The organism is Rhizobium laguerreae, from assembly GCF_002008165.1.
Taxonomy (GTDB): domain Bacteria; phylum Pseudomonadota; class Alphaproteobacteria; order Rhizobiales; family Rhizobiaceae; genus Rhizobium; species Rhizobium laguerreae.
The window spans coordinates 15,716-35,687 of record NZ_MRDM01000012.1 but is presented as its reverse complement, the minus strand read 5'-3'; the positions used below and the strand labels follow the sequence as shown (position 1 = coordinate 35,687).

The window sequence follows — 19,972 nt, the reverse complement described above, 5'->3', positions numbered from 1 at the left end:
GATCACGAATCGGTCAGCAGGACTGCGCAGCCGCATTTGCAAAGAGGTTGGCGTCAGAGTGAAAGTGCCGACAGTTGGAACCGAAAGGGCCATGGCGGCCAGAAGTCCGTTCGCAGAAGCAAAGAAACCAGCCCTTTACCGCCGGATTTACCCCAAGGCCTGCTTTTATGATTTCGGCAAGCGTCCACCAGCCTTGACCCGAGCTGGATTTCCCATGGCCGTGCTTCCTGCAGGAACATCTCGCGTGACCACACTACCAGCGCCAATGACAGCGTGATCGCCAATTGTCACGCCCGGGAGAATGATTGCTCCACCGCCAATCCAGGCGTGCCTGCCAATGCTGACAGGTCGTCCCAACTGCAGTCCAGCCTGGCGCTGCTCTGGATCATGTGGATGGTCCGCGGTGTAAATCTGCACAGCAGGGCCTATTGCGGTTCCGTCACCGATAGTTACCGCTGCCACGTCAAGAATGACGCAGTTGTAATTGATGTAAACCCAAGCTCCGATCCGGATGTTGAACCCGTAATCGCAGTGGAACGGAGGACGAATAACCGCTCCAAGCCCGACTGCTCCCAATCGTTCTAAAAGGAGCCCATTCCACCGCTCGGCGGAGTCGCCCAGCGTGTCATTATACCGCTTCAACCAAGCCCCGGTGAGGAGCAACTCGGCTTGGATCTCGGGGTCCGCTGCGTTGTACATTTCGCCTGCTAGCATCTTCTCTTTTTGGCTGCGTGTCATCGTATCTTCTCAGATCTTGTTCGTGGGGGTGGTCGGTGATTGCCGCTGGAATTCAACTAATAACGGCAGAGCTCACAGAGGAGTAAACAGCAATCTTTCCCCTTTGGCGGCCGGTTGAAGTCGTCTGCTCAAGCGAGGCAAATCCTGCACAAGGGGCTGACGGCACCAGCGACCTTGCGTTTCACCAGCTTGGGGAGGGCACAATCAGATGTGCGGATTCAACTTGGCAGGTTCCGTACTCAGCGGCAAGCGCCCCAAAAACACCGGACCAGCGACTAATTCGCGATCAAGCTGGCACCTGGCGGGATATCGGGTGAAGGCAGAGGTGGAATCGAAAGCAACACTCCTTATTCGCGGGCAGAAAAGGTGAGGCCTAAACTTTGGTCGCCGGCGAGCCGCGTGAGAGCTCCCGGCGTCGAAAAATAGCGGGCTCCAGCTCCCCGCGACACGTGGTGAATTCGGTGTAGCGTGAGCTTTCAGATGCCTGAGTATCTGCGGAATTGCAGCGAAGCCTTGCTGAAGGGAATCGGCGGCGCCTGGTTCAGGCATTTGCTGCTGGCCCTACAAGGGGTTCAATCGTGGCGGTCTTAACTTCATGGCACCTGCTTGAACGCAAGGACAGCATTCATGCCGCCCATGGCGAAGGCGTTGCTCATGGCCACGCGCACCTTTCGCTCCCGGGGCACATTAGGGGTCACATCCAGGTCACAATCGGGGTCTGGCTCGCGATAGTTGGCGGTGGGCGGCACGACACCTTCTTGGATCGCCATCACGCAGGCTATCATTTCGAGCGCACTTGCTGCCCCGAGGCAGTGCGCGTGAGTGGATTTGGTAGAAGAGATGGACATCGATCGAGCATGGTCACCAAAGACGCGCTTAATCGCCGTCGTTTCGATCTGATCGTTGGCCTTGGTGCCGGTGCCATGGGCGTTGAGGTAGTCTACATCCTCGGCATTTAAACTCGCATCAACAAGGCAGGCGCGCATCGCCGCCTCCGGCCCATGCACAGCTGGTGCAGCGATGTGGTAGGCATCGGCGGAAAGGCCGATGCCGGCGACCTCGGCAAGCATCGTTGCACCGCGGGCGGCGGCATGCTCATAGCTTTCCAGCACGGCCATGCCCGCACCCTCGCCCAAAACTAGTCCTTTCCTGTCGGCCGAGAATGGCCGGCAAGTATCTGGAGCGAGTACGCGCATTGCTTCCCATGCCTTAAGCACGATCCACACGAGTGGCGCGTCGCTTCCTCCAGCTAGCATAACGTCCGCCCTACCGAGCTTGATCTGATCTACCGCTGAAGCGATCGCATGGTTGGCCGAGGCGCAGGCAGAGGTGGCACCGAAGACTGGCCCCCGCAGCCCGAGGTTCATGCTTACCTGACAGGCAGCCGCGCTAGGCATTGCCTTTACCCCAGTGAATAGCTCAGTGCGAGTCGCGCCGCCCAATAGGAGGGTGCGGTAGGCCTTCTCGGTAGCGTCCCAGCCGCCAAAGCCAACGCCCACTGTCGCGCCGAAACGGTGGGCATTTCCTTCATTGCACGAAAGGCCGGCCTGTAGCATGGCTTGTTTAGCTGCAAGCACGGCTAGCAGGCTGAAGCGGTCCATGGAGATGAGCTGTTTGCGATCAATGTCGTGTTGAGGCAGCACCTTGATCTCGGTCCCGATCATCCCCTTCAGCTCATGAATCTCTGAGTTTGAGATCGGGCCGATGGCGGAGCGGCCTTCGCGCATCTCCGTCCAGATAGAGGAAGCATCGGTGCCCAGTCCGCACAGTCCGCCCAATCCGGTGATAACGACGCGCCTGTCCATTCAGACCTCCTTGGTGAGCAAGCCACGGACGGCTTCCACCACGTCGCCGATATTGTTGAGGTTCGACCAGGCATCGGCCGTATTCATCTCGATCTTAATGCCGTAGAGCTGCTCCAGATCCCAAAGGACATCGGCCAAACCCAGCGAATCGATGCCAAGTGAAGTCAACTCAGTGTCAGTCGTTATTTCGCCGAGGGCTACGCTCGTTCTTTCGCCGTTTTCAGCTTTGACGAGCTTATTGATCGCACTGATAATTTCCAGTGTGAGTTGATCAGCCATTTGTATTCCTCTCCATCATGCCTAATTTCGACAAGCCGACGGCCTTGCGAGAAGGCTCGATCTAATTGCTGCGAACATCGGAAGATGTTCCGGCTCGTCTGCGAAGTGACGACAGAAACCAATAAAACTTACCGGAATCTCGCCGCGCGGCTGCCCTGCTATGGATCATATGGCATCATTGGTAAAATTGATTGTGTGGATCAAAAGCATCCACACTATGGATTGTGGCTCGACATATTGCCGCGGCTAACTTCTCGCGCCGGCGCCGTTGCAAATCCTCAAGAACAAGTATTGCGGGATCGAAAGTAGAGCTTCGGCTACTATCCCGGGTCGGCGCGTTGCTCAATTTCGCGCAGAAGGCATGTGCGGAAGGTCGTGGAAGTCGCCGCAGCTGGATGCTGGTTTCCGCGATGGGCCGAACATAAGTTACAGGAATAAAGTTTTGAATCACTTTTGCATGAGGCCAGGGAAAGCATTACGAATCGCACCTTCTCAGATAGAAACGATCGCTCTCGGCAATAGCTTCGATTGCTAGCTGAGCTGAGGCGGCGGGGGGCCGCCTGTAACGTAATACCTCCTTTGGGAACACAGCCAATGCGTATGGATCTAATTACTGGGGCTGTGAAATGAGCCGACGGTGCCGCTTACGACGTACAACTTTCCATCTCAGATTCCATGCGCAAAGCCTCTTGGATCATAATCTCGCGCATCCAGATGTTTCCAGGATCAGTGTTGTGAAGAGCCGGCCATTGGACAGCCTCAGTGAACGAAACAAGCGGCAAAGGATGCTCAATGATTCTTAGTGGGATAGTTCGTTCGTAATGTTTGACCAGCCGCAGGGGGATGGTTGCTATTCGATTAGTGCCAGACAGCAATGGCGGGATCAAGTTAAACCCCGGGACGACGAGCTCAATACGCCTCTTGAGGCCGTGCTGCATCAATAGCCATTGCTCTACGGAAGGCTTGAGACCACGTCCGAACTTAGCCGCAACATGTCCCATGGACATATATTGCTCCAAGGAGAGCTGCCCTTGTAACTGCTCGTTCGTAGGGCAGCCGACGCACACCAGTCTCTCTTCGAAAAGCCTTGCCTTCGGATGGGCGCCGGACATGAATAAGTCCGGGAGGATCAGAAAATCGACATCACCACGGCGGAGAAGCTCCTCCGGATCGTCGTCAAGTGGCAGCAACTCGAAGCTGACTCCTGGCGCCTCCCGAGCTAAGCGCAGTATTATCTTGTCGAAGAAGACCAGTGCCATGAAGTCTGAGAGGATAATTCTGAATCGGCGGTCGGACTCCGCTGGGTTTATTGGATCCCAAGCGATAACGGAGAGCTGAATATGCAAGAGTGCTTCGCGAACAGCGGGGGCAAGTGCCTCTGCACGCGGGGTCGGAACTAGCTCCCGTCTCTGCATGATAAAAAGGTCGTCGCGGAAATAGTCGCGCAACCTAGAGATGGCAGCGCTCATGGCGGGTTGGCTGAGGTTGATGCTGCGCGCCGCTGCTGTGAGCTTGCGCTCGGTCATTAGAGCGTCGAGTGCTACAAGAAGGTTTAGATCTAGGCCTTTAAAACGCATGGGTTGAATATCCATTCCATAGATGATTGCCATCCAAACAATCAATTTTACCAATCTTTCGGATCACTTATAGAAAACCCGGAACTTGATCAATATCAGGACCAGGAACTAAAAAACGAAGCGCCGGGCAGGGGCCCGATTTGAGACTCTTACATCTCTTAACCGCTCGATTGCCTAACCGGCAATCCAACAAGTATGCGCAACAATATCGCGCAGCTCTGATCGTGGTTGGGCGACGAAACAACTTGGAGCTTTTGCATGTCTTCTGAAGTGCGATGGAAAATATGCTGGGAAAATGAGCTGGAAGCTTCCGACCACGCGGAACTCGCCGATTTTTTTTGCAAGACCTATGGGCCGACGGGAGCGTTCAATGCCAAGCCGTTCGAGACTGGCCGAAGCTGGGGTGGTGCGAGGCCCGAACGCCGCGCAATCGCATATGACTCGCACGGCGTCGCTAGCCACATGGGCTTGTTACGCCGCTTCATAAAAGTCGGTACGACTGATTTGCTTGTGGCCGAGCTAGGCCTGTACGGAGTGCGACCGGATCTAGAAGGATTAGGAATCGCTCACTCGGTCCGCGCTATGTTTCCGATTCTGCGCGAGTTGAGCGTTCCATTTGCTTTCGGAACAGTTCGCCACGCCATGCGGAATCATATGGAAAGATACTGCCGAGACGGTACCGCAAATATCATGACCGGGCTGCGTGTGCGCTCGACGCTTCCAGACGCGCATTCCGACCTGCCAGCCACGCGCACTGAAGATGTCCTCGTATTGGTGGTTCCCGTCGACCGTCCAATGACTGAGTGGCCCGCGGGCTCGTTGATTGAACGAAACGGGTCGGAACTATGAAGCGGCCCGCATATATGAGCGAAGTACCGGTCAATCACACAAGCGGCCAGGAAGCTCGCTGCGTTTACTTGACGTTCGACGACGGTCCTAATCCATTCTGCACGCCGCAAATCCTGGATGTTCTAGCTGAGCACCGCGTTCCGGCGACATTTTTTGCTATCGGCTCATACGTGAAGGATCACCCCGAACTCATTCGGCGTCTTGTGGCGGAAGGTCATGATGTCGCCAATCATACCATGACGCATCCCGACCTCGCCACCTGCGATCCCAAGGATGTGAAACGTGAAATAGACGAGGCGCATCAAGCTATTGTCTCGGCCTGTCCCCAAGCCTTGGTCCGGCACTTACGAGCGCCTTACGGGGTTTGGACTGAAGACGTCCTTTCAGCATCGGTGAGGGCTGGACTTGGAGCCGTTCACTGGTCGGCCGACCCTAGAGACTGGTCTTGCCCGGGCGTCGACGTGATCGTTGATGAGGTGCTTGCTGCTGCTCGGCCTGGGGCAATCGTGCTTTTGCACGACGGGTGTCCTCCCGATGAGGTGGAGCAATGCTCGCTTGCCGGACTCCGTGACCAGACGCTCATAGCACTCTCTCGAATTATTCCGGCACTGCATAGCCGCGGATTCGAGATTCGTTCACTTCCCTGAAACACTGGACAAACGAGAAACCATGACCCTGCTCGCAACAACCAGCATCGCCGCCATCTCGCTTTATGCAATGCTCTCCACCGTTTACAAGAGCGCGCAGGTCTTTCATGCTAGGCGGACAACGATTTCAACAACACCTGCGAAAGACATTGAAACCAACCCCGTGCCAAGCGTTGATGTCATCGTGCCGTGCTTCAACGAGGACCCAATCGTTCTTTCGGAATGCCTCGCGTCGCTTGCGGAGCAAGATTATGCCGGAAAATTGCGCATCTATGTAGTCGACGACGGTTCCAAAAATCGCGACGCGGTTGTGGCTCAGCGCGCTGCCTATGCAGACGATGAGAGATTCAACTTCACAATTCTCCCTAAAAATGTTGGAAAGCGCAAAGCGCAAATCGCCGCTATAACCCAGTCCTCTGGGGATCTCATTTTGAATGTGGACTCAGACACCACGATCGCCCCCGACGTCGTATCTAAGCTTGCCCACAAAATGCGGGATCCAGCAGTCGGTGCGGCGATGGGCCAAATGAAAGCCAGTAACCAGGCGGACACCTGGCTAACTCGCTTGATTGACATGGAGTACTGGCTTGCCTGCAACGAGGAGCGCGCGGCACAAGCTCGCTTCGGTGCAGTTATGTGTTGCTGCGGCCCATGTGCGATGTACCGTCGGTCTGCTATGCTTTCGCTGCTCGATCAGTACGAGACGCAGCTTTATCGCGGCAAGCCGAGTGACTTCGGCGAAGATCGCCATTTGACGATTCTCATGCTGAGCGCAGGCTTTCGAACTGAGTATGTTCCGAGCGCCATCGCGGCGACAGTCGTTCCAGACACGATGGGTGTTTATCTACGCCAACAACTACGGTGGGCACGCAGCACCTTTCGGGATACTTTGCTTGCGCTTCCTGTACTGCCTGGTCTCGATCGGTATCTCACGCTGGACGCAATCGGGCAAAATGTCGGCCTGCTACTTCTTGCGCTGTCGGTATTGACAGGAATTGGCCAGTTTGCGCTGACCGCCACACTGCCCTGGTGGACGATCCTGGTCATTGGATCCATGACTCTTGTACGCTGTAGCGTGGCTGCCTATCGCGCCCGCGAACTTAGGTTTTTGGGTTTTGCTCTCCACACGCTCGTGAACATCTTTCTCTTAATTCCCTTGAAGGCCTATGCCCTTTGTACCCTATCCAATAGCGATTGGCTGTCGCGCGGATCAGTCGCGATTGCGCCCACTGTTGGGCAGCAGGGCGCTACCAAAATGCCAGGGCGGGCTACATCTGAAATTGCCTATAGTGGCGAGTGATGAACGCGTCACTGCAGCTCAAAATCTGGGACAAGAAATGAACGGGCAATTAACGAATTTGAAGACGACGATCGCTGATCGGCACCAGGATCATCTCATCCTATCGGAGCGGCAGCACCAATGGAAATTTAAGGCAATGGATTCGCCTTCTGGCTCATTGTCCCCAGTCGCAATCGACCTGGCCGGCGTTTCGAAATCATATGGTGGTAAAATCGTCGTCAATGACTTGTCGTTTACTATCGCCGCAGGAGAATGTTTTGGTCTTTTAGGACCGAACGGCGCAGGTAAAAGCACGATCACCCGTATGATCCTAGGAATGACGTCGCCGAGTGTAGGCAAGATCACTGTACTCGGAGCGCAGGAGCCGGGCCAGGTTCGCTTGGCGCGCGCGAAAATCGGGATCGTGTCTCAGTTCGATAATCTCGACCTGGAATTCACGGTCCGTGAGAACCTTTTGGTATACGGCCGCTACTTCCGCATGAGCACCCGAGAAATCGAAACGGTCATCCCATCGCTGCTTGAATTTGCGCGACTTGAAAGCAAGGCGAATACGCGTGTGGCAGACCTATCGGGAGGAATGAAGCGGCGCCTCACTTTGGCGCGTGCGCTCATTAATGACCCGCAGCTACTCATTTTGGACGAGCCGACCACCGGTCTCGACCCACACGCGCGCCACTTGATCTGGGAACGACTTCGATCGCTGTTGGCACGCGGCAAGACAATTCTTCTGACGACCCATATCATGGAAGAGGCGGAGCGCTTGTGCGACCGGCTGTGCGTGCTTGAAGCTGGCCGAAAGATCGCCGAAGGCCGACCGCATGCCCTGATCGAGGAGCAGATTGGCTGTCCCGTGATCGAAATTTATGGTGGCGATCCGCAGGAGCTAAGTCTTTTGATCAGGCCAAATGCTAGGCGACTGGAAATCAGCGGAGAGACCCTGTTCTGCTACACGCCTGATCCAGAGCAGGTGCGCGCGCAACTGCGTGCATATTCGAACCTGCGCTTGCTGGAGCGTCCACCAAATCTAGAGGATGTCTTCTTGCGGTTAACCGGACGCGAGATGGAGAAGTAGACGATGGGCGTAGCAACATTACCCGCCGGCGGTTTGAACTGGCTCGCAGTTTGGCGCAGAAACTATCTGGCTTGGAAAAAAGCGGCGCTGGCATCCATTCTCGGAAATCTAGCCGATCCCGTAATATACCTATTCGGGCTCGGCGCTGGATTGGGAGTGATGGTCGGGCGCGTTGACGGCGTATCGTACACTGCATTTTTGGCGGCTGGAATGATCGCGACAAGCGCGATGACTGCTGCAACCTTCGAGACTATCTATGCGGCCTTTGGCCGAATGCAGGGCCAGCGCACCTGGGAAGCAATGTTGTACACACAGCTCACGCTAGGGGATATCGTCGTTGGGGAAATGGCGTGGGCAGCAACCAAGGCGTCGCTCGCAGGCACCGGTATTGGTATCGTCGCCGCCATGTTGGGATACACTCACTGGCTGGCTCTTCTCTATGCTCTTCCGGTCATCGCCATCACGGGCTTAGCCTTTGCGAGCCTTGGAATGGTCGTCACGGCCCTCGCGCCCAGTTACGATTACTTCATATTCTACCAAACCCTTGTCATCACACCGATGTTGTTTTTGTCAGGCGCAGTGTTTCCCGTAGACCAATTGCCCGTAGCATTCCAACAGATAGCCGCCTTCTTGCCCTTGGCACATTCGATAGATCTTATCCGCCCGACAATGCTGGGCCAACCAATCGCCAATGTCTGCCTGCATATCGGTGTTCTCTGCATCTACATAGTCGTACCGTTCCTCGTATCGACCGCATTGCTTCGGCGGCGACTAATGCGGTGATGAATGCTGCTTAACGATTCGAAGGAAAGAATCGCCTCTCCATGCCGTTATCCTATTAGGCCATGGAAACCTCGGCTCCAATGGCATCCAGACCTGCTTTGAAACTATCCCCACGCGCACAAAATTCTGACCGGGCGCGTTTGGTGGAGGAGGCGCTAGGCCGTGTGGACAGTTATCTGAGCCATAGCACGGTTGCGGCGATTGTGACGACAGCTTGGTAGTTTCGGGCGGTTTTCTCGAAGCGCGTGGCGACCCTTCGGAACTGCTTGAGTTTTGAGAAGCAGCATTCGATCAGATGGCGCTGAGCATAGAGGTCCTTGTCCAGCGGATATTTTTTGGCACGAGAAGGATTGTTGGGGATGACGGCGACTGCGCCTTTTCCGGCGATTTCGGCGCGCAGGCGATCGCTGTCATAGGCGGTATCACCCATGACGACCTTGGCGGGAAGTCCCTCGATCAGGGCATCGGCTTGCGGCGCATCTCCTTTCTGGCCTGCGGTGAGTGTGAAGCGAACCGGGCAGCCCAACCCGCGCACCACCATGTGGATCTTGGTGCTCAGGCCGCCGCGAGAGCGACCAAGGGCCTGATCTTCAGCCCCCTTTTTGCGCCGGCAGTTCGTGCTGATGGGCGCGGATGATGGTGGAGTCGATGATCAGATATTCAAAATCTGGATCGTCTGACATCGCCGCAAACATGCGCCACCAGATACCCTTCTGGCTCCAGCGGCTAAAACGGCGGAAGACACTGTTCCACTCGCCGAAGACCTCTGGTAGGTCACGCCAGGGCGAGCCAGTGCGTACGATCCAAAGCACGGCCTCCACAAACATTCGGTTGTCGCGGCCTGACGAACCGCGCGTGCGCTCGTCACCAATGATGTGGGGAGCAATCCGCTCCCACTGTTCATCCCGCAGCACCAATCGATCCAAAACACCCATGACTGCCTCCAAAAGACAGACTTGAATCTGATTTGCTCAAACTTGGGAATCCCAAGAGTCCACGCCTAGTCCATGGTCACTGATAAAACTAGTCGGGACTACGTGCGGCCAGAGCATCGGGTACGGATATCCTCCATTGAGCTTGATTAGGTGAGCATCTGCATCAATTCAGCATGCGGAGGTAGAAAGGTTGGTCGCTCGTCGCCGGGAAGGAGCCGAAGACCTTGGTGATAGTGGCCTGCGTTTGCTTGTTCGAAAGATTCAGCGTCGCCGAAAGTTGGGTCGACGAGATGCTAAATTTCTCCGATTTTCGGCCCTCCGTTACATTCAGGCACGTGAGATAGAGGTGGATTTCAGCCGTGTCGGATTGATCCAGAATGAGGCAGTTGAACGCTGTCGGTTTCCCAAATTTTCCCAAGTAGGAGCCAATGGATTTCGCCAGTGTGGGCCGATGGCTTCCACTGACGGCTCCGGTGCAAAACATCGCAAGGTTGCCCGGCAAACCCCCGAGCGGCATTATGCAGTTCACCGTTTGCGACGTTGTCGCACTTTCTATCTGATCAGGGACCATCTGCACGGCGTTCTGCCAGGTTCGGGCATCCAGATTGCGGGAGGCATCTTCCGACAGTTTCTGGATCAAGCCTGAACAAATCCTCTCTGCGTCGAGGGGGCTATTGCTCTCAGGGCCGACCACGAGGAAAAGACCCGCAACTGTTTTGGCGAATGGGTTCATGTCAGTTCCTTTCCGGAGCGCCGCGGAGATCACGAAATCTGACGACCCGACAGAGCATCCCCGTTGCCCTGTCGCTTCCTTGGAGTCGATGCGTTCGTCCTAAGCCGAACTTTTGTCGGGTGAGCCGCAATGCGCCGACCCGGTGTCAGACTTGCGGCTCGATGTCGTGTTGCGGCGTCGAACCGCCGTTGAAGAAGTTCTGAGCCTTCCTGAACTGCTCGGTGGAATTCTTGTTCACCAGTTCCTGAAATTTCTCGTAATCCGGACCGCCTTTTCGGATGCGCCGGGTTTGAACGATATTGGTGACCTCAGTGTAGCTCATGTCGATGTTGACGTATTGCGTCGACGAGCAGCAGGATTTCAGCTCAAGGAAATGTTCCTTGATCTCGATCTCCCGCAAGACGATGGCGCCGTAGTCGAAGTATCCCCCGCCGCCGTTGCCGAGAAGATAATTCTGATAGGTGCATGTCACCGCTTTGTAATGTGGCGTCTTGCGGTTGGCACTGAAAGTCAGGTTGCTCATCGCGGTCAAGAACGACTGAAAGTCCGTCATCAGAGATGCCCCGTCGGTAACGATGGCCTTTGCGATTAGCGAGAGGAAAGTGCCGGAGACGGATGTGCCGGCAACTTTGTTGGAATAGCTCTTCTGTTTCTGCGGTCCGGCCGAAAGGTTGGGAATGTGGCCGACGACGTTCGTCCAGGTATTAATGTCGAGCTTTTTCGAGCCAATATCAGGATAGTTGGTGTGCATATAATCATGGATGAGACCGCCGATTGCCAGAAGATTGTCCTGGTTTTCATTCATGATGCCGCTGTATTGCGGATCATCGGTCTTCTGGCCGATGAGGTGGAACTGTACCGTCCCCTGATCGTTGGCTACTGTATCGTCGCTTGGGGCAGCGGCATCGATCTGTGCCAGCAACAGCGGCTTAGCGTGAAAAAAGGCACGTGCGATGTCGTAGTCCTTATTTGAGTAGCATTGGTCATGTTCCTGGATACGGGCCATGTCTTTCTCTCCTGCTTGAGATCTGAACATTGCTGCAAGGCAAGTCATGTCAGAACCACTGGGGACGAATGCCGTTACAAGCTGATGATTAGGGCTATTGCTTGGATTACCGATACGGCCCGTGCCGAGGCTCGCCTTGCCGCGTTGGATGAAGATTGAAGAGCGCCCTCCGCCGACTGCTGTGCAATCGCTAGCAACCCAGTTTCTCTTGGATCAGCGAGCATGTCTCCTATCTCCCTGATTTGCATGAAAGCCTGTCCGAGGTTGAAGCGAGTGCTCTGGAATTCAGGAGTGCACTTCACCTTGCTGTCGGGTGTATACGAGGTGCGCATCCCGAGGCATCGGCAAGTTCGTCGGCATTCGCCGGCCCGATCTTCAGTGTCCTGTATAGCCCGAGTGCATCTCCGATCCGTACCAGTGGCACGCTAAACGCTCCGCCAGTATCGTCAAGGATGCGGCCAACGAGGCCTTTGAGCGTTGTTTCGTTGAGTTGCGTCATATCGGATTCCGCCTGATTTACGAGCGGCCTCTTGCCGATGGCCGCCTTCAAGGGATCGGGAACTCGATGCCCCCTATTTGGCGTGTATGCAGCTTGCCCTTCGCATCGACGCTCATCTATCAACCTGCGCACATGCTAACTGGATAGCCTCCTCGCGTCGACAGTAACGGGCAGGCGCCTGTTCTGCGATAGGTCGGGGAGGGCTATCCGCCATCCATTTTTCAGCAAAATTAAGCCGCCCCATAGGTTTTTGTGCTCAACCGAAATGATCGGTTCCTCAAGGTCTTTCTTGTGAATATAGACCGATAAGCCGACGTCAGTTCTGCTGATTGTCACTCTCATGCATGTCCCTTCTCGCTGCGGCGGCTTTGGAGCTCCGGAAGTCGAGCGCTATCAAAGCCTGCTATTTTAGTACGACATATGCGCAGGCCGATATCTCCGGCGTGGCTCTGTCTTTGCGCTTTAGTCCGGTGGCGATCAGGCAGGGACGCAGGTCTTCGGCATCGGACACACCGAAGCGCATTGTTGCGTGTCAAACTCACCCCTGCACTCGGTACATTTTTTTGGATCCACAACATATCCCTCACCTTTGAAACTGATCGCATCTGAGGGACATTCAAATTCGCAAGCGCCGCACTGGGTGCATTGGGATACAATGATCTTGAAGGCCATGTTTTAGCTCCTGATTCAATTAGAGGGGCCTAAAGCCGTCGGCATTGCCGGTTTGCCGCCAAACTCGGCGGCGTATAGCGCGCCAATCGCAGACTCGATGTAATCATAGGAAAATGCGTCACTGGCTCGCACGCCAGTTTCTGCCAACCGCTTTTTTGGGCAATCGCCGATTTTGGAAGAAAGCAGAATGTCGATGCCGTCGAGTGCAACGATGGTGTGATCGAGAGTGGCCTTCTCGCCTATACCACCGAGGCAATACTGCTCGACCTTGCGGTGTCCCACCAAGTTGATCCCCTTTAGTGAGACTGCATACACTTGGAGTTCCCTTGCCTGACCGAAATGTTCGTTGATCCGGCCGCCACCTTTAGTCGCCACGGCAACTGCAAGGGTTCCCGAAGAACCCAGTGACTTGACTGCTTTGTTCGCGTCCAATTTTGCTGCCAGTTGATCCCCTCGCTCATGCTGGACCAGCTTGCGATAGGCCTCGCGCTTGCTGGTGTCGAATTCAACTTTGGTGGAGATCTGGTCGAGGGCAAACTCTCGCTCGCGATCATCGCCCAGCAAACCGATGGCGTCGGCCCGGCATTGTTGGCAGTGGCGCATAAGCTTAATGTTGCCATCGAGACAGTCTTGAAGTGCCTTCAGTTCGAACGGCTCCGGGCAACGTTGACCCGTAAGACCGTAATAAGTACCATGCGAAGGCTTGGAAATCAGGGGCACCACATTGTGCATGAATGCGCCGCGGTCTCTGATCCATCGGTTAACTTCGACGAGGTGCGTGTCATTGACGCCTGGAATCATAACCGAATTGATTTTGGTGAGGATGCCGCGCTTGGTCAGCAATTCCAAACCCAACATTTGGCGCTCGTGAAGGATCCCGGCAGCTGCTATGCCAGTGTATCGACGATGTCCGTGAATTATCCATGGATAGATCTTCGCCCCTATCTCCGGATCCACCATGTTGATAGTGATCGTCACGTGATCGATATTCATGTCAGCTAGCTCATCGACATGATCCGGAAGCGCCAATCCATTGGTGGAGATGCATAGTTTCATGTCAGGTATTTCTCTCGCAACTCCTTCAAACGTCGCGACTGTTTTCCTCCAGTCGTAACAAGCGTCGCCCGGTCCGGCAACGCCGATTACGGAAAGCTCCGGCACTTTGCTGGCGACGGCAAGCACCTTGCGTAGTGCCTGGTCGGGAGTTAGCTTTACTGATGCGACCCCGGGACGGCTTTCGTTGGTGCAATCATATTTGCGATTGCAGTAGTTGCACTGGATGTTACAGGCTGGCGCGACCGCGACATGCATGCGAGCGAAATAGTGGTGGGCTTGCTCTGAAAAGCAGGGATGGTCTTTGATTCTCTCCCAGATCCGCGCATCTATGTCATCCGTCACCGAAAGGCCATGGGACGAAGATGCGCGGCCGCCGGGCATAGAGGGAGCCATCGGCGCCCGGTCGAAGAGGGCACTGCTGGTCTTCCCGACCTTTATCTCCGGTTCCGACATTGCACTGTTCCACTGGTGAGGAAAGGTTAGATCTCCAAAAGCAAGAGAGATTTCGAGCGATGAGATATTATTGTTTCAGCTCTTATGTCGCCTTACCGCCCGTTTCCCCGCTTGCTGCCGGAGATGTCTTGTAGAAATGAATAGCTCGCCCCCGAAGTCGTTGTGCCACGCTTACGGAGCTCTTGGCGATCGCGGTCACTCCTTCTTCACATCGATACGAAACCGGCGTAGCGCATAGCCGACCTGCCGCGGCGTTTTACCCAGGATACGAGCTGCTTTGGCCTGCACCCAACCAGCCTTCACCATTGCATTGATCAGTCGATCACGCTCAGTGAGACCCGGTGCCTCCATTGTGGCTGTGGCACCGCTGGGGGTACCTGCGTAGAGCCCCAGTCCGCTCGACATTGTATCTCGCGGGTTGAGACTATGCACCGCGTCGTTGTCAATGCCATCGCGGCCGTCTTTCCAGAGGAGCGCCGAAGAACACTGGCCTTGCTGACAGGCAAAATCTGATGAAGCGATCGTATTTGAACTGGCGAGAGTAGCGGTCCTTTGTACGCAGTTGTCCAGCTCGCGAACATTGCCGGGGAAGGCGCATTTCGACATAATGCCTATTGCCGACGGCGCGAAGTCGAAATTTCGATCATTTGCCTTGTTGAATTGCTCGAGGAACACTTGCGCTAGAAGCGAAATGTCACCGTCGCGCTGCCGAAGTGGCGGCAAAATGATGGGCACCACATTGATCCGGTAATAGAGGTCGGCTCTGAACTCACCTCGAAGGACGGCCACTTCAAGGTTTTTGTTGGTGGCGCATATGACTCGAACGTCTACTTTCAATGTCTTCGTTCCGCCGAGACGTTCGAATTCGCCTTCCTGTAACACGCGCAATAACTTTGCCTGGAATTGTGGCGATACATCGCCAATTTCATCAAGCAACAGCGTTCCGCCATTGGCCAGTTCGAAACGTCCAGCTCGTTGAAGGAGAGCGCCGGTGAAAGCGCCCTTCTCATGGCCAAACAATTCGGATTCCAGAACGGTCTCCGACAGCGCGGCGCAATTCAACTTAATAAACGCCTTGCTTTTCCGTATCGATAACGCGTGTATTGCTCTTGCAAAGCATTCCTTGCCAGTGCCGCTCTCTCCTCTCAAGAGCACCGCGGAGTTCGTCGCGGCCACGATCTTGGTGGTAGCTAATACCCTCTTGAGCGCGAGGCTCTCCCCAACGATCCAGTCGATTTTATCGACTTGGGTGGGATGAGACTTCGGCTTGATTTTGGGAATCTGTCCTGCTTGTTGTTCCTCGGCGACTGAGCAGCCATCGCTGCACAATTCGCGATAGCGCTGGCAGGCTAAGCCGATCAGGACGGCAATCATTGCCAGAAGGCTTTCGTCCTGAGCTCCGCTTTGCTGAGCGAAATCTATCCATAATGCGCCGATTGCTTTCCGGTTCACTTTAACGGGGAGAACGACAGAATTTTTCCCAAAGTGCTTTTCCCCGCTAGCGATGACACGATTTATTGTGTCCGCCTGTTCAATCGTAAGAGAACGTGAGCGAACGTCGTGCCCAATGGGAGCCCGTACGTTTATCCAGGGCTCTCCTCCGGAGCCGTGAATCACGATTCCGCCATCGCGCAATCGCAGATGCTCGGCGAGGGCGTTCATCGCAGCCTTCAGGACGTTGTCTAGAGGAAAAGAAGAGATAAGCTCTTTGGATATGTCGTAGAGTATATGGAGCCGCGCCTCTGGTTTAATCATGCCTACAAACAGGGGAGGGTGCACTGCTTTTTACCCTGCTGCACGAAATATGCTAACGCATATTCCTAAGTTAAAAATAGGTGTTATCGACGGCGCAAAAATTAGCCTTTCGAAAGGTTGAGTGGATGCACATTCAATCGCCGCCGCTAATGCAGCTGGATCGGTCGCTGCTATCCCGCCGGAGGTAGGGACTCCTCATCCGAATTTGAAGAGGACCCCGAACCCGCCCCGGGGATAATTCCACTTTATGTCGCCACTAGCTTCGCACAACACTCTGCATGTGCCGCATTCCAAGCAGCCATCGGGAACAATCGCCACCTGACCAATTTCGTTCAGCTCGTAGCATTTGGCCGGACAGATTTGCGTCAAGGCGAGCAGGTTCGGGCTTGGCGACCGGTGCGGTCGCACTGTTATATGCGGACGTCCAGTGTCGACGAGATATCGGTTTTGGTACAGCTTGTCCTCAATGCGCTCAATGATGGTCGCCTTCATCGAATTTTCCTTTAACGCCAAGATACGGCGGAGCGGACCGCGTCGCTAATCAACCCCCAACGGGATCGTGCCTTGATAAAGGAGGCGGCTGTGGCCTTCTCCCTGTTGATTTTAGGTTCACCGTCGACGCGCACAAAATTTTGCGCTGCCTGAGATATAAGCGTTGGATACGTCATGAAAAAGTTGTGACTGTCAGTGTGGAGGAGGCTTGGAAGATCTTTGTGTTTTATCAGATCTTTCATGACGAACGACTTATCCAGCATGCCCTTATATAGAGAGAGATTGCGCTTCGTCATCAAGCCGCCACGGCTCTTTATCTGACAGATCGCTTCGCCGGCCATGAGGCCTGATGTCATCGCGAGGTTTGATCCCTCCCTATGCACGGCATTGTTTAGTTGCGCCGCATCGCCCACGACCACCCACCCGTCGCCAAAGAGTTGCGGGATTGCCTTGAAGCCCCCTTCGGGAATAAGATGCGCGGCGTATTCTTTTATCTCTGATCCGGCCAGTAATGGTCGGATCGAGGGATGTCGCTTGAAGGCGTCAAGAAGGCGGTACGGATTTTCCATGCCTCCCGCTAAACCGGAGACGAGGCAGCCGATCCCCACCGAGATCGACTCCTTGTTGGTATAAAGGAAGCCCAGTCCGGCCATTCCGCGTGAGATCGTGCCGCCGGCTTCGATCACACAGCCTTCGCTACCGTTGAGGCCGAAGCGCTCTGCGATGACCTCTTCCGGCATGAAATGCATTTCCTTGACAGCGAGGGCCACATTTTCTGGCCTCGGTATATCGCGTAAGCCGGCTCGAGTTCCAAGCAGTCCGTTTACGCCCTCAGCGAGGACGACCACGTCCGCGAGGATCACACCGCCCTCCCGGTCCGTGTGAACGCCTACTACTTTACCTCTCAGGTTCCGAGCGAGCCTAGTCGCTGTCGTTTCACAAAGGATTGTGCCGCCGGCATCGCGCACCTTGGATGAGAACCACTTGTCAAACTGGGCGCGGATGATCGTATACCGGTTTGGCTTCAGTTCGTTAAAGTCATCAGAGCGATAGTGCACGCCCGTGTGCGACGAGTCATCCATTAGCCAGAATCGTTGCTCTACCAGATGCCGTTCAAGAGGAGCGTCATCGCGGAAGTTTGGGATAATCGCCTCCAACATGTTGGCGTACAATATAGCCCCTTGAACATTTTTAGAGCCTGAATGTTCTCCGCGCTCCAGCTGCAGCACTTTTAGACCGCGACTAGCCATCGAATACGCTGCGGCGTTGCCGGACATACCGGCGCCAATGACTATCGCGTCGAACTTACCCTTGGTCATCTAGCCTTCCTCGGTCCATAACCTTGATAGAGTTGTGCGGTGGCATTCGCTTGGCGAAAGCTTCTGTCAACGCCGGCAAGAACTCCAGCGCGCATGCGACAACGCCGATGTGGGCGAAGTCAAAGATCGGAGCGTTCTCGTCAAGGTTGATAGCCACAATCAGATCGGCTCCTTCGACGCCAACGCGATGTTGGACCGCGCCAGATATTCCCGCCGCGATGTAGAGCTTGGGTCTAATGGTATGGCCGGACTGACCAATTTGTCGATCAGCAGGCATCCAGCCTTTTTGGACCAGTGGGCGCGAGCACCCGACTCCCCCGCCGATCGTCGTTGCCAGGTTTCTCAAGTATTGAAGGTTTCCTGCAGCGCCGAGGCCGAGTCCGCCCCCAACCACGATGTCGGAGTTGGCCAGATCGGATTGCTCAGACCCGCTGTTACAAAGGAACGCGAGCACTTTGGTGACGATCTCCTCCTCAACCATCAGGAGTTGATGTTGGATAACGCGTCCAATTGGCTTATCCGAGCGTTGTGGCGTCGCCATGACCCTGGACCGCACCGTTGCCATTTGCGGCCGGCTGTTCAGCGTGTAGATCGTGCACAACAAGGACCCGCCGAAAGTTGGCCGCGTCGCTGCGAGTGAACCATCTCCATCAACATCCAGCTCGGTGCAATCAGCCGTGAGCCCTGTTTGTAAGGTCGTTGCAACAGCACCGGCGAGGTCGCGGCCGAGCGTAGTCGCGCCGAGAAGGAGAATTTCTGGTTTGTGAGTAGTGACCAGATCCGTCAAAGCCTTGGTGAAGGGTTCGTTTCGATAGTTGGCGAGGAGGGGCGACTCTACCAGATAGGCGACATCAGCTCCGTAAGCGAAGGCCTCTTCGATCGCCGGCTTGGTGCCCACGCCTTCAGACGAACCGAGGATTACCCCGGCCAGTTGGACACCCAGTTTGTCAGCTAGTCTGCGGCCTTCGCCGAGGAGTTCAATCGATACGGGATGAACATTGCCGCCCTCAAGTTCCATGAAGACCCAGACGTGCCGGTGATCTTCGAAACACTTAAGCAGCTTTTTCCCTGAGCTGGCGCGGCCGACCGCGTTTGACGGCGTTTCATTTTTTCTAGCGACCAAAATCTACTCCTCGCTGCTCACCGATTGCCATGGGACGTGAGCTTGCGTTCCAAAACGGGCTGGCGGGCAAAAATTGCAACGACCGTGTCCGCGGCGACCTCGGCCAACGTTTTGTCGTTAATGTCCACTTGCATAGCTTTTTCGGCGCGCGGACCAGGAGCGAATACTCGCTTCACGACCGTCGGCGATCCTCGTAGGCCGCATTTGGTCAACTCCCCAATGCCGGCGTCAGCGGCCCCCCATTTAAGACCCTGGCTTCGCGCTGCACGGAAAGCATCATCGAGAGAGCCCCGGCGGATAGCATTGACACCTTCCAGCACGGTGATGAGACATGGCAACGTGCTCTTCAGCATCTGCGTGCCGCTCTCCGCGTGCCGTTCAACCATGAGCTCGCGCGAAGTGGGATCAATGGAGACAATCTTCGTTACGTAAGTCAGTTGCTGGAGGTTCAGCCTCTTTGCAATTCCGGGTCCGACCTGGGCCGTGTCGCCGTCAATTGTCTGCTTTCCCGTAAAGACGATATCAGGCCCCCCATAGCTCTCGCCAATCTTCGCTACTGCTTGAGAAAGAGCATACGAGGTCGCCAGCGTGTCAGATCCGGCAAAGTGGCGGTCGGTCAGAAGCACTGCGCGATCTGCGCCGTGGGTAAGGGCTTTGCGTAGCGCTTGCTCAGCCATGGGCGGTCCCATCGTTAGAACGGTCACCTCGCCCCCATAGCGGTCACGAACCTGAAGTGCCTCTTCGAGAGCAAACAGGTCGTATGGGTTAATGATGGTCGGTACGCCTTGGCGCATGATCGTATTTGTCACCGGGTGGACGCGTATCTGCGCTGAGTCCGGCACTTGTTTGATACAGACCACGATGTGCATCGTCGTTTAA

At 55.4% G+C, this 19,972-nt stretch carries 20 protein-coding genes and 1 pseudogene; 5 read left to right on the top strand and 16 right to left on the bottom strand.

Annotated elements, in window-relative coordinates; all coding sequences use genetic code 11:
- Positions 1-165 precede the first annotated feature (165 nt).
- The 4 genes from nodL to BS630_RS15100 form a co-directional block, all read right to left on the bottom strand.
- Positions 166-738, bottom strand: coding sequence for a nodulation O-acetyltransferase NodL (gene nodL / locus BS630_RS15115; RefSeq protein WP_003551796.1), 573 nt, complete (start codon positions 736-738; stop codon positions 166-168).
- 593 nt (positions 739-1,331) lie between these two features.
- Entirely contained in the window at positions 1,332-2,543 is a 1,212-nt protein-coding gene (locus BS630_RS15110; RefSeq protein WP_003551798.1) for a beta-ketoacyl-[acyl-carrier-protein] synthase family protein, read from the bottom strand.
- A complete protein-coding gene (locus BS630_RS15105; RefSeq protein WP_011654221.1) occupies positions 2,544-2,822 on the bottom strand; it encodes an acyl carrier protein in 279 nt (92 codons plus the stop codon).
- 644 nt (positions 2,823-3,466) lie between these two features.
- Positions 3,467-4,399: a LysR family transcriptional regulator gene (locus tag BS630_RS15100; protein WP_003551803.1), complete on the bottom strand. Its 933-nt coding sequence runs from the start codon at positions 4,397-4,399 to the stop codon at positions 3,467-3,469.
- A 258-nt stretch (positions 4,400-4,657) separates the two neighbouring features.
- Between BS630_RS15100 and BS630_RS15095 the strand changes: the two genes are divergently transcribed.
- From BS630_RS15095 to BS630_RS15075, 5 genes are read left to right on the top strand one after another with little or no spacing between them, the layout of a single operon-like run.
- Positions 4,658-5,248 (top strand): NodA family N-acyltransferase, encoded by a 591-nt coding sequence (locus tag BS630_RS15095; RefSeq protein ID WP_003551805.1) that lies wholly within the window; start codon positions 4,658-4,660, stop codon positions 5,246-5,248.
- Positions 5,245-5,895, top strand: coding sequence for a chitooligosaccharide deacetylase NodB (nodB, locus tag BS630_RS15090; protein ID WP_011654222.1), 651 nt, complete (start codon positions 5,245-5,247; stop codon positions 5,893-5,895). Before BS630_RS15095 ends, nodB begins: the two co-directional genes overlap by 4 nt.
- A 22-nt stretch (positions 5,896-5,917) precedes the next feature.
- On the top strand, positions 5,918-7,195 hold the full coding sequence (gene nodC, locus BS630_RS15085; RefSeq protein ID WP_003551808.1) for a chitooligosaccharide synthase NodC: 1,278 nt from the start codon (positions 5,918-5,920) through the stop codon (positions 7,193-7,195).
- A 37-nt stretch (positions 7,196-7,232) separates the two neighbouring features.
- Positions 7,233-8,267, top strand: coding sequence for a nodulation factor ABC transporter ATP-binding protein NodI (nodI, locus tag BS630_RS15080; protein ID WP_011654224.1), 1,035 nt, complete (start codon positions 7,233-7,235; stop codon positions 8,265-8,267).
- A 3-nt stretch (positions 8,268-8,270) separates the two neighbouring features.
- Positions 8,271-9,050 (top strand): ABC transporter permease, encoded by a 780-nt coding sequence (locus BS630_RS15075; protein WP_011654225.1) that lies wholly within the window; start codon positions 8,271-8,273, stop codon positions 9,048-9,050.
- Between the two features lie 172 nt (positions 9,051-9,222).
- Here BS630_RS15075 and BS630_RS15070 read toward each other — a convergent pair.
- The 12 genes and pseudogenes from BS630_RS15070 to BS630_RS15015 form a co-directional block, all read right to left on the bottom strand.
- Positions 9,223-9,985 (bottom strand): IS5 family transposase gene (locus BS630_RS15070; protein WP_122330916.1). Its coding sequence is split into 2 segments (ribosomal slippage): positions 9,223-9,654 and positions 9,656-9,985, totalling 762 coding nucleotides; the frame shifts between segments, so codons are not numbered across the junction.
- 163 nt (positions 9,986-10,148) lie between these two features.
- Positions 10,149-10,718, bottom strand: coding sequence for a hypothetical protein (locus BS630_RS15065; RefSeq protein ID WP_020048093.1), 570 nt, complete (start codon positions 10,716-10,718; stop codon positions 10,149-10,151).
- A gap of 145 nt (positions 10,719-10,863) precedes the next feature.
- Positions 10,864-11,724, bottom strand: coding sequence for a hypothetical protein (locus BS630_RS15060; protein WP_011654229.1), 861 nt, complete (start codon positions 11,722-11,724; stop codon positions 10,864-10,866).
- 319 nt (positions 11,725-12,043) lie between these two features.
- A pseudogene (locus BS630_RS38535) lies at positions 12,044-12,223 on the bottom strand (hypothetical protein); the annotation flags it as partial.
- Between the two features lie 135 nt (positions 12,224-12,358).
- Positions 12,359-12,565: a putative nitrogen fixation protein NifT gene (gene nifT / locus BS630_RS15050; protein ID WP_020048095.1), complete on the bottom strand. Its 207-nt coding sequence runs from the start codon at positions 12,563-12,565 to the stop codon at positions 12,359-12,361.
- 135 nt (positions 12,566-12,700) lie between these two features.
- A complete protein-coding gene (locus BS630_RS15045; protein WP_003551816.1) occupies positions 12,701-12,895 on the bottom strand; it encodes a 4Fe-4S binding protein in 195 nt (64 codons plus the stop codon).
- 15 nt (positions 12,896-12,910) lie between these two features.
- Positions 12,911-14,404, bottom strand: coding sequence for a nitrogenase cofactor biosynthesis protein NifB (gene nifB / locus BS630_RS15040; protein WP_011654231.1), 1,494 nt, complete (start codon positions 14,402-14,404; stop codon positions 12,911-12,913).
- Positions 14,405-14,599: 195 nt separating this feature from the next.
- Positions 14,600-16,159 (bottom strand): nif-specific transcriptional activator NifA, encoded by a 1,560-nt coding sequence (nifA, locus tag BS630_RS15035; RefSeq protein WP_011654232.1) that lies wholly within the window; start codon positions 16,157-16,159, stop codon positions 14,600-14,602.
- 195 nt (positions 16,160-16,354) lie between these two features.
- Complete coding sequence (locus BS630_RS15030) at positions 16,355-16,651, bottom strand: ferredoxin family protein (RefSeq protein WP_011654233.1); 297 nt, start codon at positions 16,649-16,651, stop codon at positions 16,355-16,357.
- A gap of 11 nt (positions 16,652-16,662) precedes the next feature.
- Positions 16,663-17,970, bottom strand: coding sequence for an NAD(P)-binding protein (locus tag BS630_RS15025; protein WP_011654234.1), 1,308 nt, complete (start codon positions 17,968-17,970; stop codon positions 16,663-16,665).
- Positions 17,957-19,093, bottom strand: a complete 1,137-nt coding sequence (locus tag BS630_RS15020) for an electron transfer flavoprotein subunit alpha/FixB family protein (RefSeq protein WP_011654235.1) — start codon at positions 19,091-19,093, stop codon at positions 17,957-17,959. Before BS630_RS15020 ends, BS630_RS15025 begins: the two co-directional genes overlap by 14 nt.
- 17 nt (positions 19,094-19,110) lie before the next feature.
- Positions 19,111-19,962: an electron transfer flavoprotein subunit beta/FixA family protein gene (locus tag BS630_RS15015; RefSeq protein ID WP_011654236.1), complete on the bottom strand. Its 852-nt coding sequence runs from the start codon at positions 19,960-19,962 to the stop codon at positions 19,111-19,113.
- Positions 19,963-19,972 lie beyond the last annotated feature (10 nt).

What these genes read in the sequence shown, in the direction of transcription:
- nodC (WP_003551808.1), top strand. Translation starts at nt 5,918, where the DNA reads ATGACCCTGCTCGCAACAACCAGCATCGCCGCCATCTCGCTTTATGCA.
- BS630_RS15025 (WP_011654234.1), bottom strand. Translation starts at nt 17,970, where the DNA reads ATGACCAAGGGTAAGTTCGACGCGATAGTCATTGGCGCCGGTATGTCC.
- nifB (WP_011654231.1), bottom strand. Translation starts at nt 14,404, where the DNA reads ATGTCGGAACCGGAGATAAAGGTCGGGAAGACCAGCAGTGCCCTCTTC.
- nifA (WP_011654232.1), bottom strand. Translation starts at nt 16,159, where the DNA reads ATGATTAAACCAGAGGCGCGGCTCCATATACTCTACGACATATCCAAA.
- nifT (WP_020048095.1), bottom strand. Translation starts at nt 12,565, where the DNA reads ATGAGAGTGACAATCAGCAGAACTGACGTCGGCTTATCGGTCTATATT.
- nodB (WP_011654222.1), top strand. Translation starts at nt 5,245, where the DNA reads ATGAAGCGGCCCGCATATATGAGCGAAGTACCGGTCAATCACACAAGC.
- BS630_RS15110 (WP_003551798.1), bottom strand. Translation starts at nt 2,543, where the DNA reads ATGGACAGGCGCGTCGTTATCACCGGATTGGGCGGACTGTGCGGACTG.
- BS630_RS15015 (WP_011654236.1), bottom strand. Translation starts at nt 19,962, where the DNA reads ATGCACATCGTGGTCTGTATCAAACAAGTGCCGGACTCAGCGCAGATA.
- BS630_RS15030 (WP_011654233.1), bottom strand. Translation starts at nt 16,651, where the DNA reads ATGAAGGCGACCATCATTGAGCGCATTGAGGACAAGCTGTACCAAAAC.
- BS630_RS15060 (WP_011654229.1), bottom strand. Translation starts at nt 11,724, where the DNA reads ATGGCCCGTATCCAGGAACATGACCAATGCTACTCAAATAAGGACTAC.
- BS630_RS15045 (WP_003551816.1), bottom strand. Translation starts at nt 12,895, where the DNA reads ATGGCCTTCAAGATCATTGTATCCCAATGCACCCAGTGCGGCGCTTGC.
- nodI (WP_011654224.1), top strand. Translation starts at nt 7,233, where the DNA reads ATGAACGGGCAATTAACGAATTTGAAGACGACGATCGCTGATCGGCAC.
- nodL (WP_003551796.1), bottom strand. Translation starts at nt 738, where the DNA reads ATGACACGCAGCCAAAAAGAGAAGATGCTAGCAGGCGAAATGTACAAC.
- BS630_RS15075 (WP_011654225.1), top strand. Translation starts at nt 8,271, where the DNA reads ATGGGCGTAGCAACATTACCCGCCGGCGGTTTGAACTGGCTCGCAGTT.
- BS630_RS15095 (WP_003551805.1), top strand. Translation starts at nt 4,658, where the DNA reads ATGTCTTCTGAAGTGCGATGGAAAATATGCTGGGAAAATGAGCTGGAA.
- BS630_RS15105 (WP_011654221.1), bottom strand. Translation starts at nt 2,822, where the DNA reads ATGGCTGATCAACTCACACTGGAAATTATCAGTGCGATCAATAAGCTC.
- BS630_RS15100 (WP_003551803.1), bottom strand. Translation starts at nt 4,399, where the DNA reads ATGCGTTTTAAAGGCCTAGATCTAAACCTTCTTGTAGCACTCGACGCT.
- BS630_RS15065 (WP_020048093.1), bottom strand. Translation starts at nt 10,718, where the DNA reads ATGAACCCATTCGCCAAAACAGTTGCGGGTCTTTTCCTCGTGGTCGGC.